This is a genomic window from Paenibacillus konkukensis, from assembly GCF_023523925.1.
Taxonomy (GTDB): Bacteria; Bacillota; Bacilli; order Paenibacillales; family NBRC-103111; genus Paenibacillus_S; species Paenibacillus_S doosanensis.
In genome coordinates, this window is the sequence record NZ_CP027059.1 from 7,370,267 (window position 1) to 7,388,832 (window position 18,566).

General features: G+C 52.5%; 13 protein-coding genes and 3 tRNA genes. 15 read left to right on the forward strand and 1 reads right to left on the reverse strand.

What is annotated here, in order from left to right:
• Window positions 1-167: 167 nt before the first annotated feature.
• The 15 genes from SK3146_RS32055 (at window position 168) to SK3146_RS32125 (ending at window position 18,094) form a co-directional block, all read left to right on the forward strand.
• Window positions 168-1,028, forward strand: coding sequence for an ABC transporter ATP-binding protein (locus SK3146_RS32055; protein WP_249862606.1), 861 nt, complete (start codon window positions 168-170; stop codon window positions 1,026-1,028).
• A complete protein-coding gene (locus SK3146_RS32060; RefSeq protein WP_249862607.1) occupies window positions 988-2,112 on the forward strand; it encodes a permuted SH3 domain-containing protein in 1,125 nt (374 codons plus the stop codon). The genes SK3146_RS32055 and SK3146_RS32060 overlap by 41 nt, the downstream gene beginning before the upstream one ends.
• Complete coding sequence (locus tag SK3146_RS32065; RefSeq protein WP_249862608.1) at window positions 2,112-5,039, forward strand: ABC transporter permease; 2,928 nt, start codon at window positions 2,112-2,114, stop codon at window positions 5,037-5,039. The genes SK3146_RS32060 and SK3146_RS32065 overlap by 1 nt, the downstream gene beginning before the upstream one ends.
• 3 nt (window positions 5,040-5,042) lie before the next feature.
• The gene (locus SK3146_RS32070) at window positions 5,043-5,924 is read left to right on the forward strand and encodes an ABC transporter ATP-binding protein (protein WP_249862609.1); all 882 of its coding nucleotides are present in this window, start codon (window positions 5,043-5,045) and stop codon (window positions 5,922-5,924) included.
• A gap of 88 nt (window positions 5,925-6,012) precedes the next feature.
• On the forward strand, window positions 6,013-7,500 hold the full coding sequence (locus tag SK3146_RS32075; RefSeq protein WP_249862610.1) for an ABC transporter substrate-binding protein: 1,488 nt from the start codon (window positions 6,013-6,015) through the stop codon (window positions 7,498-7,500).
• A gap of 71 nt (window positions 7,501-7,571) precedes the next feature.
• Window positions 7,572-9,710 carry a hypothetical protein gene (locus SK3146_RS32080; protein ID WP_249862611.1) on the forward strand — a complete coding sequence of 713 codons (2,139 nt, stop codon included), beginning with the start codon at window positions 7,572-7,574 and terminating at the stop codon, window positions 9,708-9,710.
• Window positions 9,711-9,924: 214 nt separating this feature from the next.
• Entirely contained in the window at window positions 9,925-10,458 is a 534-nt protein-coding gene (locus tag SK3146_RS32085) for a GbsR/MarR family transcriptional regulator (protein WP_249862612.1), read from the forward strand.
• Between the two features lie 94 nt (window positions 10,459-10,552).
• On the forward strand, window positions 10,553-13,657 hold the full coding sequence (locus SK3146_RS32090) for an efflux RND transporter permease subunit (RefSeq protein ID WP_249862613.1): 3,105 nt from the start codon (window positions 10,553-10,555) through the stop codon (window positions 13,655-13,657).
• A 31-nt stretch (window positions 13,658-13,688) separates the two neighbouring features.
• Window positions 13,689-14,939 carry an efflux RND transporter periplasmic adaptor subunit gene (locus SK3146_RS32095; protein WP_249862614.1) on the forward strand — a complete coding sequence of 417 codons (1,251 nt, stop codon included), beginning with the start codon at window positions 13,689-13,691 and terminating at the stop codon, window positions 14,937-14,939.
• 29 nt (window positions 14,940-14,968) lie between these two features.
• On the forward strand, window positions 14,969-16,696 hold the full coding sequence (locus SK3146_RS32100; protein WP_249866507.1) for a hypothetical protein: 1,728 nt from the start codon (window positions 14,969-14,971) through the stop codon (window positions 16,694-16,696).
• A gap of 193 nt (window positions 16,697-16,889) precedes the next feature.
• Window positions 16,890-17,441 carry a phosphatidylglycerophosphatase A family protein gene (locus SK3146_RS32105; protein ID WP_249862615.1) on the forward strand — a complete coding sequence of 184 codons (552 nt, stop codon included), beginning with the start codon at window positions 16,890-16,892 and terminating at the stop codon, window positions 17,439-17,441.
• 127 nt (window positions 17,442-17,568) lie between these two features.
• Complete coding sequence (locus tag SK3146_RS32110) at window positions 17,569-17,733, forward strand: hypothetical protein (protein ID WP_249862616.1); 165 nt, start codon at window positions 17,569-17,571, stop codon at window positions 17,731-17,733.
• Window positions 17,734-17,817: 84 nt separating this feature from the next.
• Window positions 17,818-17,894, forward strand: a tRNA-Met gene (locus SK3146_RS32115).
• Window positions 17,895-17,907: 13 nt separating this feature from the next.
• Window positions 17,908-17,984 (forward strand) — tRNA-Ile (locus SK3146_RS32120).
• 21 nt (window positions 17,985-18,005) lie between these two features.
• A tRNA-Leu gene (locus SK3146_RS32125) sits at window positions 18,006-18,094 on the forward strand.
• 116 nt (window positions 18,095-18,210) lie between these two features.
• Here the strand turns inward: SK3146_RS32125 and SK3146_RS32130 are convergent.
• Window positions 18,211-18,549, reverse strand: coding sequence for a hypothetical protein (locus SK3146_RS32130; RefSeq protein ID WP_249862617.1), 339 nt, complete (start codon window positions 18,547-18,549; stop codon window positions 18,211-18,213).
• Window positions 18,550-18,566: the final 17 nt, after the last annotated feature.

Consider the following 18,566-nt stretch of genomic DNA (forward strand, 5'->3'; position numbering starts at 1 on the left):
CTATATTTGGTTACGCGGAAGTTACAATTCCGGCACATCGGTTTTTCGAAAAATAAACTTTTTCATCGGAAAGTGTAACCTTTTGCGGTTATCCTTCGTCTATAATTTGGAAGTATTGGGTTTGATAGATACATAGAGTCGAGTTGACAATTAGTAGGAGGGTCATCATGCTTGGTTGGCTTCGCCCCAAAAACAAAAGCTTGCCGGCCGACGGCAGCGGCGAGGAACAGCCTCGGGCCGCCGCCGATGGCGAGCCGGACGCGCGGTTGATACATACTGAAGCAATTGCCGAGTCATCGCCGTCTTCATTCGAACGCAGCTTTGCGGAAGCGGAGGACTCCGCCGATTTAACGATACCGCTGCTGACGGTAACCGGAGTCGAGCGTTCCTTTCCGGTGGGAGGGCAGCAACTGCACGTGCTGAAGGGCATTAACATGTCGCTTTATCCGCGAAAGCTGATTATGCTGAAAGGGCGTTCCGGTTCCGGGAAAACGACGCTGCTGAACTTGATCGGAGGACTCGATCAGCCGAACAAAGGCGAAATCGTGTTCAAGGAACACCCGTTTCATTTGTGCAGCGACGATCAGCGGACGCAAATTCGCCGCAAGGAAATTGGCTTTATTTTCCAATCATTTGCTTTGATGCCGCTGCTTTCCGCTTGGGAGAACGTGGAGCTGGCGCTCCGTATGGCGGACGTGCCGCGATCCGAGTGGAAGCAGCGGGCTGCGCACTGCCTTGAACTTGTCGGCTTAAGCAGACGGATGCATCACCGTCCGTTCGAGCTGTCCGGCGGAGAGCAGCAGCGCGTCGCCATCGCCAAGGCGATAGCGCATCGGCCGAGTCTGCTGCTCGCCGACGAGCCGACGGCAGAGCTCGATTCGCAAATGGGAGCCCAGGTTATGTCGGTGTTTCGCGACATCATTGAGACCGAGAAGGTGACCATATGCATGACAACACACGATCCGACAATTATGGAGGTTGCTGACCATGTATTCGAAATGGTGGATGGAAAGTTCATCAACACGTAGGAGGAGGAGCAAGACGAAGCCGCTGCTGGTCGCATGCATGGCCGCGGCTTTGGCGGTCAGCTCGGGCTGCTCTTTGCTGCCGAAGGAGGCGGAAGAGGAGACGCTGCCTGTCGTAACTCCCCCGAAGCTGTCCAAGAAGCCGGAGTACGCGGTGAAGACCGAAACGCTGGAGACGAAGGTACGCGGGTCGGGAAGACTGATGGGGACCAAAGAGGAAGATTTGTATTTTACCGACGAAGAGAGCAGAAGAATCAAAGCGATTAATGTCAAAACGGGCGATCACGTCGAGCAGGGCCAAGTAATTGCCGAGCTGGACGTCACCGAGCTGGAAAGCCAGCTGAAGCAGAAAAGGCTGCAAACCCGCCGGGATGAGCTGACGATGATCGAGACGCTGCGCAAAGCCGACGAGATGAGCGCCGAGGATATCGAGAAGGCGAAGATCGATTTCGAGCTGAAGCGCGAGGATCTGAGCAAGCTGGAGAACACCATAGCCAACGCCAAGCTGACGGCGCCTTATGCCGGCACGATCGTATCCCTCTATTTGCAAAAGGGCGATACCGCCAAAGCCTACGACGCGGTAGCCACGATAGCCGACTTGAATCAGCTGACCGTGGTCGCGAGCTTGAGTGCGGACGACTTGAAGAAGGTCGCCATCGGCATGGAGGCGGTCGTCGATATCAACTCGGCTGGCCAGCATAAAGGCAAGGTGCTGCAGCTGCCGAATCCGAAGACGGACGACAACAACAATAACGGAAACAACGGGTATTACGGCGGGCAGAACGGCAGCGGTCAGCAAAAACAGCCGGATTCCATCGACAACTATTTGGTCGTTCAGCTCGATCCGTTTCCTGAAGGCCTGAACCGGGGGACGCCGCTCAGCGTGTCCATTATTACTCAACGCAAGGAAAATGCGGTCGTTATTCCGCTCTCGACCCTGCGATCGTACTCGGGCAGAAATTACGTGCAGGTTGTGGACGATCAAGGGAACAAGAAGGAAGTGGATGTCGAGATCGGCCAGCAAACGTCGACGGAAGTGGAAATCCTGAAAGGACTAACGCCGGGGCAGAAGGTTGTGGGACGCTAATGCCGATGCTGCGATTTTTATACCGGAAAATGTGGAATACGCGCTGGCTGACGTTAAGCTCCCTGATCGGGCTGATTATGGCCGTGGCGTTTACGACGAGCATCCCGATGTATTCCGACGGCTCCTTAAAGCGCGTCGTCTCCAAGTCATTGGAGGAGAAGAGCGGCGGACTGCCGGCAGGCTCCGTATTAATCCGGTACCAGGCGACCGGTTCGGATCGGGCCGATCTCGAATCGCTCAAGGATGCGGACCAATACATAACGAACGATTTACCCAAAGATATTGCATTCCCTTATGACGCATACGTAAGAAGCTATTCGATCCGCGCTTCCCAACTGACGCCCGAAGATCCGACGAAGGTCGACCCGAGCAAAAAACGGCAGATGACGCTGCTCGCGCAAAACGAGCTGAAGGAGCGAACGGAGCTGAAGCAGGGCGAGTGGTTTTCCGATAAGGTGCAAAGCGGCGTCGTCGAGGCGGTCATTTTGGAAGAAGCGATGTACCGCAACGACATTCATGTCGGGGACGTGTTCAATTATCCGATCTCCGGTGGGCTCGGCATTGCGCCGCTGAAGATCAAAGTGGTAGGTACCGTCGTTCCCAAGGACGATCAGGACCCTTACTGGTTTCAAGGGATGGAAGGCATTATTAATTCCTTTTTCATGAGCGAGACCGGATTTCAGGATTACATATTGAAGCAAAAAAATATTCCGCTTAATTTAGGCAACTGGTATTACGCCTTCGATTTGAAGGAAATACAAACGAGTCAGCTTTCTCCGCTCGAATCGAAGCTGGAGAGGCTGGACATTATTTTATATCAGAAGCTGAAAAACACGCGCGTGGATTTGTCGTTTATTCCGATTTTGCAGGAATTCAAAACGCAAAGCCTGCAGCTGCAAATTTTGCTGTTTACGCTGGCGGCGCCGATGATTGCGATGGTATTCTACTATATCGTTATGAATGCGCGGCAATCGCTGGAGCGGCAGCGAAGCGTCATCGCAGTGCTGCGCAGCCGGGGAGGCAGCACGAAGCAGATTATTTTCATCTACATATTGGAGGGCTTGCTGCTCGGCGCCATCGCCTTGGTCGTCGGCCCGATGCTCGGATGGTTTATGGCCAAAAGCATCGGTTCCTCCAGCGGCTTTCTGACTTTCGTCGACCGCAAGTCCGTTCCGGTAGGCGTTTCGGCCGAAGCGCTGATCTATGGAGGCGTTGCGGTGCTGATCGCGCTGATGGCCAGCGTCATCCCGGCCGTCGTGTACGCCAAGTCGTCGATCGTAAGCTACAAGCAGAAGCTTGCGCGCGCGGACCGCGCCCCGTTTTGGCAAAAATGGTTTTTGGATGTGCTGCTGCTCGGCGTCGTCGCTTACGGCTACTATTTGTTCGATCAGCGGCAGGTACTGTCCGTGCAAACCGGACTGACGACGGATCAGCTGCAGGTGCATCCGCTGCTGTTTTTCGTCCCGGCGCTGTCGATCATTGCGCTCGGCTTGTTCTTTCTGCGCTTGTTCCCATGGCTGCTGCGGCTGTGGAACTGGATAGGCAAACGATTTTTGCCGGTGCCGGTTTACTTGACGCTCACCCAGCTGTCCCGTTCGGCCATGGCTTATTATCCGCTCATGCTGCTGCTTATTCTTACGCTCGGTCTCGGAGTATATAATTCATCCGCGGCAAGAACGATCGATCTTAACTCAACGGACCGCATTCTTTACAGCTATGGTACGGACGTGATCATGCAGCCGGTATGGACTGCGGTGTCCGACGATTTGCCGCAAGATCAAACCGGAGGGCAAGGAGGCGGCAACGGCTCCGGCGCTGGCGGCAATACGGGAGGCGGCGGCTCCGGAAGCGGCGCAGGGGGAGGAGCTCAGGGCGGCGGACTCCCGGGCGGAGGCCAAGGCAGCGGCATGGAAGAGCCTCCGGGAAAGCAGCGGTATATCGAGCCTCCGTTCATCATTTTTCAACAGCTCGAAGGGGTTGAACAGGCGGCCCGCGTGCTGAAGACCAAAGGCAATGTGGTCATGTCCGGCAAATCGTTAGGGCAAGGCATGCTAATGGGGGTCGATAATGCCGACTTTTCCAAAGTGTTCTGGTACAGGAAGGATTTGTTTAAGATCCACCCGAATTATTATTTAAACCTGCTGGGCACGTATGAGCAAGCCGTTATTATCCCGACTTCGTTTGCCGAAAAGAATCATATCAAGGAAGGGGACATTATCAGCATATCCGTACAGCAGCAGCTGGTCGAGTTTGTCGTTGTGGCGACGGTGCCGTATTGGCCCAGTCAATATCCGGATCAGATGCCGTTTTTCATCGCGAATCTCGATTATATTTACGATCAGGCGCCGGTCACTCCTTACGAAGTATGGCTGAAGATGAAGGAAGGAGCCAAGGTCGCTCCGCTGCTCGAAGCGCTGAATCAAAAGCAGATCGACATCGCCAGCGTCAAGGACGTTCGCAACGAACTGATCATCCAGAAGAAGCATCCGGCCCGGGGCGGCGTATTCGGCATCTTAAGCTTGGGCTTCCTCGTATCCGTCTTTGTTTCGTTGATCGGTTATATCTTATATTGGTTCTTTAATTTATCCAGCCGCGTCGTTCAGTTCGGCGTCTTGCGGGCGATGGGACTGTCCCGCAGACAGCTGACGGGGATGCTGCTGCTGGAGCAGGGCTTTACCGCCGGATTATCGATCGCTCTGGGGATCGGAATCGGCAAGCTGACCAGCTACGTGTTTTTGCCTTTTCTGCAGACCGCGGAAAATGTGAAAACCCAGGTGCCTCCGTTCCGTGTCGTGTTCAATGCGCGGGATACGGATCAGCTCTACATTGTCGTAGCTTTTATGATGCTGACCGGGGCGACGCTGTTATTCCTGCATATCCGCAGATTGCGCGTCCATCAGGCCGTGAAGCTCGGAGAGGAGAAATAAACGATGATTTCATGCGAAGAGCTCGTCAAAATATACAAAACCGACGATATCGAGGTTGTCGCATTGAAGGGTCTCAATATCTCCGTCGCCCAAGGGGAAATGATGGCTATCATCGGCAACAGCGGAAGCGGGAAATCGACATTTCTTAACATTCTCGGAGGACTCGACAGGCCTTCGGCCGGTCAGGTCCGAGTCGGGGAATGGAACCTGCTCAAAATTACCGATGAGGAGCTGGTTCAATACAAACGCAATACGGTCGGCTTCATATGGCAAAATAACGCGCGCAATCTGGTGCCATATTTGACCGCGCTGGAAAATGTGGAAATGCCGATGATGCTGAGCGGACGGTACGACCGCGCTTACGCCAAGCAGCTGTTGGAATGGGTCGGTCTGAAGGAGCGCATGGGCAATAAGCTTCAGCAGCTGTCCGGCGGGGAGCAGCAGCGCGTGGCGATCGCGATCTCGCTGGCCAACCGGCCGTCGCTGCTGCTTGCCGACGAACCGACCGGTTCGGTCGACACGAAGACGTCCGACATGATCATGGACATCTTCCGCAAGCTGAACCGCGAGCTCGGCGTCACGATTGTGATCGTCACCCACGATATGGCGCTGGCCGCCAAGGTGGACCGGGTCGTTGCGATACGCGACGGAATGACGAGCACCGAATTCATTAAGCGCAATCCGAATTTGGACGGCGGCGAGGAGGAAGCGGCTGCAGGGCTTGCGAGGATGAGCGACGTCCATGAAGAGTACGTCGTTTTGGACCGGGCGGGTCGGCTGCAGATTCCGAAGGCTTATCTCCAGGCGCTGCAGATCGAATCCAAGGCTTCGATGGAATTCGACGGCGAGAAGATTATTATCCGTCCGCCGAAGGCGATCGATTGACCGGAGCGCGGCAGATCCGATAGCGGGAACCGGGGGGAGACCGTGATTGGAAGACGAACAGCAAGATATTATTTGGAGGGGTGCCACAATGAAACCATGGATGAAGAAAACGATGCTGCTTTCCGTCAGCGCGGGGCTGATAATCCCGACGCTGGCGGGGTGCACGAAAGCGAAAAGCGCAGATACGAATACGGAGCGGGTGTTGAGAATCGCTACCAGCATGGGCTACGGACCGGACGATGAATACTTCCGCCAGCAGTTCACCGAAATATTCGAATTTGCCAACCCGAATATTAAGATTGAAATTATCCCTACGATGGACGACAGCTACTATTACGGAAGAAGAGACCCGAATGAGAAGCCGGTCGACCCGATGGATAAGCTGAAGGAAGCGATGCAGGGGGATAATCCTCCCGACGTCGTGATGGTCGGCTACGAGCAGCTGCCCGACCTGATCAGCAACAATTTGCTGACCCAGCTCGACCCGATGATTACCAAGGATAAATTCGATACGTCGGATATGGTGCCGGCTGTTATCGAGGGCTTGAAGAAAGTCGGCGACGGCAAGCTGTATGCGATGACCCCGACCTTCAATTCATCGGCGCTCATTTATAATAAAGCGATGTTCGACGAAGCCGGGGTTCCTTATCCTACGGATAAGATGACTTGGGAGGAGGCGTTCGACCTGGGCAGAAGGCTTGCCAAGGGCGAGGGAGAAAACCGGAAATACGGGTTTTCCTTCAGCACGCAGTCGATGGGGGATATTTATTATTCGATGCAGATGTACACTGCGCCGCTGCAGCTCACCATGTTTGACGATAAGGGCGAGAAAATGACCGTTGACTCCGATCAATGGGAAAGAGTGTGGAAGACGATGCTCCAGCTGAAGCAGGATAAGATCATCCCCGAGCAGCAGGACCCCGCTGCGATGAAGAGCCGGATGATGGGAGGCGGAGAGGACTTTAATCCGTTTTCCTACGACGATTTCCTGTCCAGCCGCGTAGCGATGTCCATCATCAATTACGGGCAGATCAACCAAATTACGAACGCCAACAAAAACGCGCAAAATTACAAGGGCTTCACTCCGATCGACTGGGATGTCGTCACCCTTCCCGTTCATCCGGAAGCTCCGGACGTCGGCGGCTATATCGGAATGAACGGTATTATGGGCATTAACGCGAAGGCGCAAAATGTGGAAGATGCATGGAAGTTCATCAAATTCGTCAACGGCGAGGATTGGGCCCGTTTGAAGTCGAGCAGCTCCTACAATATCGTGACCCGCAAAAAGTTCATTAAACCGAAAGACGGCGTGCAGTTCCATATTGACGCTTTCACGACGTTGACGCCGGCTCCGCAGCAGGATTACCGCATTTACCGCGAGAAGCCGGACATCGGGCAGGTCCAAGAGATCGGTCATCAGTTGTTCAATGATGTAACGCAGGGCAAGATGCAGGTGAGGGATGCCCTCAAAAAATGGCAAACCGACGGCGACGCTTTACTGCAGAAAATCAAAGAAAGCCCTAACGGGCAGATCAACGGCAACGGCGGAGTCATTCAAGCCGTTCCGGCAGGCTAACGCCAAGCCGGGGGCGGCGCCGATTCCATAAGAGAGCATTTCTATAATTCTTCAGGAGGTTATAAGTCATCATGTTATTAAACAAGAAAACAACCCATATCCTGTTGCTCAGCGCTGCTTTGACCTGGAGTACGGCGGTTCCGGCCTTCGCCGACGACGGCAGTACCCCGTCCGCCAGCGTGCTATCGATGGGCTCGGCCCCTTCGCTGGGCGAGGTAAAGGTAACCGACAGCAGCTATTTCGAACTGAAAAATGTGACCATATTGCCGGAGAAAGGCAGCAAAACGGTTACCTTTACCGTCAGCGTCCATAACGAGGGCAGCAGCGATTTGCTGTTTATCGATTACTGGCCGCGCTTGAAGACGAAATCCGGCAACCAGATTTCCGTGAGGGTGCTTCCCCAGGATAAGGATAAAAACCGGATTACGCCGAAATCCGTCCAGGACATCAGCTTTTACGCTACGGTTAACGATACGACCAATTTGACGGACCTTATTTTTGAATTTATCAAATGGGATTTCAGCCAGCCTAATTTCGAGCGGAGCATCGGAGAAATCGCCGTTCCGGACGATTACACCGTTGTGACTCCGAAAGACGATTCCCATATTATCGATATGGACGGCACCGAGATCAAAACGACGATCAAGAAGGTGCTTTTGACTAAAAACGATAAAAATTACACGCCTACAGTCGTGCTGAAGATGGAAAATGTCGGCAATCGAAGCGCGGCCGTGCCTTCGTACCAATATTTAATCCGGACCAGCGAAGGGTATATGTATCCCCTCGACGCCAAAAATGTGAAGGATTTGACGATCAATCCGCAGGTCGACAAAGAGGTGCAGCTGACCGGCTCCGTGCCGATAGAAGTATCGCGCGAAGGCTGGCAGCTGGTCATTACGCAGAACGCTGCCGACTTGAAGCTGAACCTGCCGATCGCCTACTTCGAGCTGCCGCAGGTGACCGATCCGGATACGGTGGACACGGGCAAGGAGTATGAGTTCTCGAACAAGGAAGGCACTTATACGTCCAAGCTGCTGTCGTTCCAGAGGCTGCCGATGGAAGATCAGGATATTTTATCGGCGAACTTGATGCTCCTCAATAAAGGCTCCGATTCTTTGCCTCTTCCTGACTTGACGGGCTATTTTATGCTGGACGACAAGGTCAAGGTGGAAGCGAAGCTGATCCAGACCGATAAAGTAATCGGACTTCCGAGCGGGGGCTCGGCGAATTATCAATTTATCGGGAAAATGCCGTATACGTACCAGTTTTCAACCGTAAAGCTGGTGCTGCAAGAGAAGAAGGGCGAGAATGAGGCGGAGGATCTGCTTGAATTTCTGCATCGTTCCGAGCTGTTGAACATGACTTTCCTTAACGTAGGCGAGACGTACAAAAATATGAACATCGGCCGTAATACCAGCTACGCCGTTCGCGACGTAAAAACATATTCGGGCGATACCGCCGATATATTCACGGTACAGTTGGAAGCTACGAATCTGGAGAAGCGTTATACCGACGTGACGAAGCTGGTAGCCCAGTTCAAAACGTTCGACGGCGACGTGTACCCGGCTGCGGTGTCCGAAATCAAAAACAAAATCACTCCCGGCGGCAAGGCGCTGCTGATTTTGTCCAGCACATTGCCCAAAGGGTTCCCGACATCGAATATGAGCGCGATGATCGGAGAAGCGGTAACGGATAACAAGTTCTCGGCAAGCGCCGATACGCCTGACGCCTACGTCAACGCGGCGGGCTTCTGGCTTCCGCAGGAAAATTACCAAGTGAAGGATAAGCTGGCCGATATCGATTTGCTTCCTTACACGCTTTCGATCAGCAAGATCAATACATGGCTGGATAGCGAAAAATTAAAGCTGACGTTCAACTATGAATTGACCAAAAATCTGTTGATGGAAACAAATACGGAGGGCCGCAAGCTGGTCATCGGACTTGAAGACGAGAGCGGCAACAAGACGTTTATGAAGGAATTCGACTTCAAGGATTTCGATATCGTCGATTCCACGACATCCGATGCGTCGAAGGATACGAAAATTCGTCTGGGCAAGCGGGACGGCTTCGTCATCGAAGAGCAGGATCGCGATTTGATCTATCATCTGGAGACATTGAAGACGTATAAATTGAGTGTATACGATTCCTACCAAGGACAGAAGAAGCTGCTGGCTTCGCAAAAGATCGACTGGTTCTCGACAACGGACTAATTTATTTTATGCCCGCATACGAAACCGCCCGCGCAATGGTGCGTAATGCATCATGGAATAAGCCGGGCGGTTTTTTCTTCTTCGTACAGTAAGGCAGAAATGAATATTTGGTTAAATTTGTTTTGGGGCTATTGACATAATTTACAAAACATTTTATGTTATTATCGTTAACAACATTCTTAACGATAATAATCTACATATAGAGGAGAACGTTATGAAGCCACTGCAATCGCCTTTTGCCGACTTGAAACAAAACGTTACCGATCATATGTCCCTTTCCTTCGAGGCGGAAGGGTTCAGTCCTCTGGTCGGTAAAATCTTCGCTCATTTGTTATTTTCGCCCCAGCCTGTAAGCCTTCAAGAAATGGCGGAAGAGCTTGGCGTAACGAAAGCGGCGATTAGCGTGCAGGCGCGTACGCTTGAGAAGCATATGATGTGCCAGAAGCTTCCGACGAGCAACGACCGCAAAGATTATTATTACATATCCGATGATATCAGTATGACGGCTATGAGGAATAACATCCAGAAGATGAAACGCATTCAGCAGAAGGTCGAGCATACTTTGCAAATACTTAATCAATTGGAAGAGGTAAGGGACGAAGAGAGGACGTCCCGCGACGCTTTCCGCCGAAGATTCACCGAGATGCACGCGATGTACGATATGTTTTTAAGCCGCTTAGACGGGCTGGAGGAGGAGTGGAACCGAAGGAAGGCGCAATTGTTTCCTCAGAATGACGAGGATGCCTGATTGAAAAAAATGCCCGTAATTTTTCGGAAAATTGAAGGGGTATTTTCATGAGCCCCGTCTAAATGGTCAGTTAATGTGATGGAGGAGTAGAGAGATGAAACAATTAACCGATTTTTCGATGAAAAACATCACGGCTGTGATCATTATCATCTTGTTGCTGTTCGGCGCGGGAAGCTACGCCGCCACGACGCTGAAGGTGGAGAGTATGCCGGATATTTCGTTTCCGGTCGTCCTTGTCAACACGCAGTATACGGCGCCGCCCAAAGATGTGCTTGAGGATGTTACGAAACCGCTGGAGAAGGCGATCGCCGGGCTGGAGGGCATGAAGAATTTAACCTCCACCTCAAGCGACAACTTCTCATCCATCGTCATCGAGCTGGAGCAGGATAAGAAGCCCGACGATGTGAAGAAAGATGTGGAGAGCCTCATCGGCAATGTCGCCCTGCCCCAAAGCTCGGAGAAACCGAAGGTGCAGACATTCGGCTTCGCGTCCGAACCGGTCTATTATTTGTCGGCCTACGGAACGAACGGCATGAGTCAAGAGGAGCTCGACAAGGTTTATAAAGACGTCATTCTCCCCGGCTTCAACTCCTTGAAAGGGATCGATCACGTAGATTCCATCGGCAACCAGGAAGCGGTCCTTACCATGAAGATGGACATCAACGCCATCAACAACTACGGCCTGACTCCGGCCAGCGTATCCTCCAGCATTAAAGCTGCGCTGCTCACGAGCCCTGCAGGCTCCGTCGATTTCAACGGCAACACGCAGATGGTTCGCGTCAAGAGCGATTTGAACTCCGTCTACAATCTGGAAAATATGAAAATAACGACGGAGAACGGAGATACGCTGCTGCTGAAGCAAGTTGCCAAGGTTGAGGCGATCACCGAATCAACCTTCCTCTCCCGTTTGAACGGTCAGCCTGCCATCGGGATCAACTTGTACAAGACGAAAAACGCCAATGCGGTTGAATTCGGCGCCGACGCCGACAAAATGATGGCGCAATGGAAAGTCGATTTTCCCAACATTACCTTCCACACGATTTATAACAGCGCGACGGATATTAAGGAATCCGTCAACGGCATGGTCCGCGAAGGCGGACTCGGAGCGATTCTTGCTTCGATTATGATTTTGCTTTTCTTGCGAAATGTTCGTATGACGCTTATCGTATTGGTTTCCATTCCCTTATCGATATTAATTACATTACTTGTTATGGCGCCATTGGGCATATCGCTGAACATTATGACCTTGGGCGGTATGGCGATCGCCGTCGGGCGCGTCGTGGACGACAGTATCGTCGTTATCGAGAATATATACAGCCAGCTGCAGAGAGCGCAGGAACGCAGCGAATCGGTCATCAAGCTGGCAACGAGTCAGGTGGCCTCCGCCATTACTTCTTCGACGATTACGACCGTCGGCGTGTTCGGTCCGATCGCTTTCGTGAGCGGGGTGCTCGGAGAGGTTTTCCGGCCGTTCGCCATCACGCTCGTCGTGGCGCTCATGTCCTCGCTGCTGGTGGCACTGACAGTCATCCCGATGCTCGCCAAGCTGCTCGTTTTGCGAAGCAAGCAGTTTAAGCATCATGAAGAGGAACAGTTAGGCAGATTTTCTAAAATATATCGCAAAACATTGCTGTGGTCGCTCATTCACCGTAAAAAAACCGTATTGATGGCCATATTGCTGCTGATCGCCACGCTGATCGGCACGGTCCCGTTCCTGGCGGTTTCATTTATGCCGGAAAGCGAAACGGATAAATTGATGCAAATTACAATCAAGATGCCTCGCGAAACGACGATCGAAAGTATGGATGCCAAGGTCAAAGAAATCGAAGCGATGATGAAAGCTTCCAAAGATCCGGCGGGTCAGCCTACGTTCAAATATTTCGATGCGCTGATCGGCTACAACCAAAGTGAAGACCGCATTCCTTACCGCAGCTCCATGTTCGCCGAAGCTTCCGAAGCGACGGATGCGAAGCAGCTGGTCAAAGATTTGAAGCAAGACATTTTGTATATGCTGCCCAGAGGCTCCGAAGCGGAAGTGCAGCTTATTTCCGGGGGACCGCCGTCCGGAGGCGACGATTTCTCCTATATGCTGAAGGGAGACGATCTGGCGACCTTGACGCAAGGGGCGCAGCTGGTCAAAGACAAGATGAAGGAATTCCCGATGCTCTCGGACATTAAGGATTCGTTGAGCGAGTCGAAGACCGAGGTCGAGATTAGCGTAGATCAGAATAAAGCACGGATTTACGGACTGTCCTCCGCTCAAATTAACGATTCGGTCCGCAGCTGGCTGGCTGAGGAGAAAATCGGCGATTTGAAGTTCGACAACACGACGTTCAAAACGAAGGTGATGCTGGATTCGGCCTTCAAGGATTCCATCGATAAAGTCGGCCATTTCCTGATCAAAACGCCGACAGGAGCGACGATTAACTTGAATGAAGTGGCCAAAGTGCGGCAGATCGACGCTCCGGTTGCCATTACAAGAGAAATGCAGGAGCAATACGTCAAAGTAACCGCCAAAATCGACAGTGCGGATAAGGCGGGAGTCAGCAAGCAAGTATCCGATGCGCTCAAAACCGTCGAGCTGCCTTCGGGCGTAAGAACCCAGGTCAAAGGGGTTACCGACGATATTCAAGAAAGCTTCTCGCAAATGTTCGTGGCGATGGGCGCATCCATCTTCATCGTTTATCTGGTCATGGTTCTGGCATTCGGCAACGGCAGCGCGCCGTTTGCGATCTTGTTCTCCTTGCCGCTTGCAGCGATCGGCGGACTTCTGGGCCTTCTGGTCACTCACGAGTCCGTCAACATCACATCTCTGATCGGCTTCCTGATGCTGATCGGCGTCGTCGTCACGAATGCGATCGTACTGGTCGACCGCGTGCAGCAGCTGCGCGAGGCGGGGCATGACGTCAAAGAGGCTTTGGTGGAAGCGGGGATGACGCGTCTGAGACCGATCATCATGACGGCGGGCGCGACGATCATCGCGCTCCTGCCCCTGGGGCTGGGCTTATCCAAAGGCACCTTGATTTCCAAAGGACTGGCGGTCGTCGTCATCGGCGGGTTGACAACATCGACCCTGCTGACGCTGCTCGTCGTGCCGGTCGTGTACATGATGATCGACAATGTGAAAAAACGGGTAGGACGCATGTTTAAAAAAGAGAAAACGACGGTGGAAGCCGCTCCGGCGTCCGCGTCCAATTAATACAGGGTTAGGGGAAAAGGAGAATGGTCCAATGAATCCGACAATTGCAAAAACGATGAAACAGAGTACGAAAGTGATGGGTGCCGTAGTCATCAGCTCGGCGCTCATCGCCGGATGCAGCTCCCAGCCGGCGGCTCAGCCGCAAAATGCGGCGGAAGCGCAGATCAAAGCCGTCAAGGTGGCGAAAATCGAGAAAAATAAAATCGGCGACCCGCTGGAGCAGGTGGCGGATGTGGCCTCTTCCATCCAGCTTGATGTCATCACCAAAGCAGGCGGAGACGTAAAGGAAATATTGAAGAAACGCGGCGATCAAGTGGAGAAGGGGGAAGTCATCTTCCGTTTGGACCCTACCGACGTCCTGCTGCAGAAAGAAAAAGCGCAAATTGCGTTGACAGGCTCGCAGCAGCAGCTAACGAAGTCCAAGGAAGATTTGGCCAATTCCAGACAAGATTTGGAAAATGGAATTGCCAAGTTGGAAACTTCCATTAAAGACACGGAGAAAAATTATAATAAAATGCGCAACGACTATGATCTAGGCTTGGTCACCAAGTTCCAGCTGGAGCAGATGGAGAGCCAATTGAGCAATTTGAAGCTCGACTTGGAAAGCTCCAAAGCGAAGCTGAAGACGCTCGATACGACGAATTCGCTGTCGCAGGTGGAGCAGGCGCTGCAAAGCTCCGATCTGTCGATCCGCGAGGCGGACCGCACGCTGGAGAATATGGAAGTGAAAGCGCCGGTAAGCGGTGTGCTGACCGATCTGCCGATCGAGACGGGGATGACGCTGCAGGCCGGGTTCAGAGCGGCTCAGCTTCAGCAGCTGGACCCGATCAAGATTAAGGCGGAACTGACCGAGGATGCGGCGAAGATGATTCGCGGCAAAGAGGAGCTGACCTTCTACGTGCCGGGCGCCGTCGAAAACCAAAAAGCCAAAGTGAGCTACCTGGCCGATGTAATGAGCGGGCAGTCCAAATCGTACTCGCTGGAGCTGGAGGTGGCGAACCCCGACCGGAAGCTGAAGCCGGGGATGAAGGCGCAAATATTGCTTACCGAGGACAGCGATCAGAACGTCGTAACGGTACCTACACTCAGCGTCGTTCGCGAAGGCGGAGACACGTTCGTCTTCGTTCTGACGGGAGATACGGTCGAGAAGCGCAAAGTGCAGCTGGGCCGCTTGAACGAAACGATTCAGGAAGTGTTATCGGGAGTTAAAGAAGGAGAGCAGTTGGTCGTCTCCGGCCAAAATCAGTTAAAGGACAAAGAAAAAGTGCAGCTGGCGAAATAAACGGCTAACAGGAGGAGAACCCAGTGAAAATGAAATGGAAAAAGACCGTAACATCCGTCGTCATTACAACCTCTCTTATAACGACAACAGGCTATGCCGTCCTGGCTGCCGATCCGGTGCAGACAAGCGTGCAGCCCGCTTCGGCGGCCGTCTCCTATCCGTTGACGGATACGCTGCAGGTGGAAATCAAGAGCGTGCTGAACGAGCGGGTGGCGGAGGGCACGCGAATCGGCGTCGTCGTCCGCATGAAAAATTCCGGAGCAGGCATAACCCGTGTTCCGGAATATGAGCTTCGCGTCAAGACAAGCGACGGCATCGAATATACGCTGCAGCCGAGCGCATCGAATCCGAAGGCGATTCAGCCGCTGGCCAACACGGAGCTAAGTTATATGGCCGTCATCGACCGCACCGATAATGTAGCGCTGTCGGAAGTCAATTGGACGGATGTCGATTATTACGTCTATCCGAAGAAAGAGACGCTGATCGTAGCCGTACCTGTCAGCGGGCAATCTTGGAAGGGCAGCGATATGGCGATTACCGATCCGACTGCGGTGAAAAAATGGGGCGAGACGTTTACCATTCCGTCCCTCATTTCCCCGCTCGAATATACGCCGGTTAATATTGAAAAAGAATTGAGCGATAAAGGAACTGTACAGGTCGTTCAACTGCTGGTGACGAACCCGACCGATCAGCGGGAAACGCTGCCCGATTTCACGTTGGACGGCAAATCGGAGACGCAGGTATACGCAGGGAAACTTGTCGAGAACGGCGGACTTATCCTCGAAGCGAAGGAGCAGAAGTATATTCATTTCGCCATCCCGACCGATAACGATACCGTTCTGTCCAGTCTGAACGTACTCACTCCGGAGAAGTTCGCCGAGGGTGGAGCCGCAGCGGCCGCTGCGACGGTCAATTATAATGTAGGGCGATTGAATGTGCTGCTTCCGGCAGCCCAAGCTTCGCAAAGCTATCCGGTGTACGAGCTGAAATCTCCGATGAAGTTCGACAGCCTGAGCGATTTGATTCATCCGAATATGCAAGTATCTATGGTCGAATTCCATATGAACGATAATGAAGAGGAAGGCTCCAAGAACGTGACGGCCAAATTCAAGCTGTCCAACAAGAGCGATATGCCGATTGCGGTTCCGGCTTTCCAGACGGATTTGGTAAGCGCCGATGGCTACACATATAGCGGCAGCCGTCAAAATATTACGACGCCGACCGTTCTGCCGAACTCCAGCCTGGTCGTGAGCTATTCCTTCACGCTGCCAGTTTCCGAGACCGGATCGGGTCTGGCGCTGAAAATTCAGGACACGCAAAAAGCGGCTCCTTACAAAACGACGATTGCCGGCTATAAAGTCGCTTTGCAAGAGTCCGAACCGGGCGAGCAATTCGACCTGTATCCATTCAACGTTAAAGTGTCGTACTGGACGATTTCGCCGCTGTATAATCGTACGGGCAATAATACTTATTCATACAAAGCAAGATTCGATCTGGAGATTACCCGCGACGAGCAGGTACAGATCGATCAAAGCTTCTCGAAGCTGCAGTTTGAACTGTACGATTCGCTTGGCCGTCTGATCGGCACCACATCCGGGAAATTCATCGGTAACGGACGCTTGGTGACCGGCGAGAACAATATGTACTTCGATGCAACCACAGAGCAGCTTGACCGTCCTCTGACGATCAAAGCTTTCGAGGTATTCACGACACAGGCCGGAGATTCCAAACGATTGCTCGGCGTATTCAAACAATAATACCGGATACCGGACTTATTTTAACTTATAAGAAAATGGAACGGTAACGATTTAAGGACCTCTCCCCTGCTATATGGCAGAGTGGAGGTCCTTTTTGCGATTTTTCCCTTGAGCATCCAAGTGGAAAACATTTTATGCATGTTCGACATATGATATTCAATAGGACATTGTTTTCACGAAGGGGCGATTTCATATGAAGCGTCAGGTTCACAGTCATGAAGTGAGAGCCGCCGTACTCCGTAAGTTGGCGGAACGCGGCGTGCAAATGGAAGAGATCGCCGATATCGTCTATCAAATGCAAAGCCCCTATAATCCGGATTTACAGCTTGCGGCATGCGAGGAAGCGATACGCGCCGTCTTGCAAAAACGAGAGCTGCAGCACGCGATTTTAGTCGGTATCGAGCTGGATGAACTGGCCGAGAAAGGAATGTTATCCGAGCCTATCCAGTCCATCATCGAGTCGGATGAAGGATTGTTCGGCTGCGACGAAACGTTGGCTTTGGGGTCGGTATTCGGTTACGGAAGCATAGGAGTTACCACCTTCGGATATTTGGACAAACATAAGATCGGCGTCATTAAGCGGCTCGACACGAAGGCGGGATCGGGAGTTCATACGTTCTTGGATGATTTGGTGGCGAGCATAGCGGCGTCGGCTTCCAGCCGCATTGCCCATCATCAGAGGGACGACGACGAGCGCAGCGACGAAGCCTCTTTGCGCCCTTTGGAAGAGGACCATGAGGGCTGAACTTCCAATAAATCGGCAAGAAGCTTTCCTGGATCAAATAAGGAAGCTTCTTTTTGGTTATGCTACAAAGAGAAGATTGGAAGCAGCAACAATTTATAGTAATTTTATTAATCGGGGTGTGAGCGCAATGAACTGGATCTACTGGGCAAAATTATACGAAAGCAAGTTTCAAGCCGGCTGTCTGGCGAAACGGATGGAAGAAGACTGGTGGATATACGGGTACGAATGCCCGCAGGAAGTGGAAGTGTTTCGTTCCAAAAAGGGGCGGTTCGGGGTCCGGTATATCGTCTGAAAAATTTTTGTTATTTTTTTCTTGACAATTCTTAAAGGATTATTGTATTATTGAGTTCGTCGCTAAGACAAGTTAATCAACTGACGCGGGGTGGAGCAGCCCGGTAGCTCGTCGGGCTCATAACCCGAAGGCCGCAGGTTCAAATCCTGCCCCCGCAACCAAACACATAATTGTGGGCCCTTAGCTCAGTTGGTTAGAGCGGTCGGCTCATAACCGATTGGTCGGGGGTTCGAGTCCCTCAGGGCCCACCATATATGCACTACTGTGCAATTGCCGGAGTGGCGGAATTGGCAGACGCACAGGACTTAAAATCCTGCGGTAGGTGACTACCGTACCGGTTCGAGTCCGGTCTTCGGCACCATAACTATACAACATACAACAGTAAATCCTGTGAAGCTCATGAAGATCATGCTGCTTCACAGGATTTTTTGCTACTCCCGCATGGCCGGAATTGAAGGAATGCGGGAGCTGCGAAGATTATACTTTTTCGTTGCTGTAGGCCATTCTGGAGTCGACATGAAGCGTGCAGCGCCGGTTACCGGCATCATACTCGATGCGGGGTCTGTCTTTGTCGTAAAACCATGCCTTCTGTATCGGCTCCCCCGGCTGCTGTATGAAATAAAATAAATTGAGGTCCTGAGCGTTTTCCTCCAATAAAGCGGCGGTCGCCGAATCGACATCCTCGATTTGAAATGTCCATCCTGCCGAAGCTTCCTCCAGCGTAAACGGCTTGCCGTCTCCGCTTACGTCGAACAGCATGCGGCTCCCGACGGCGTGTTTAATGTACAGATGAGCTTGGCTGCTAGCAGTCATCATGCGTTCACTCTCCCAGA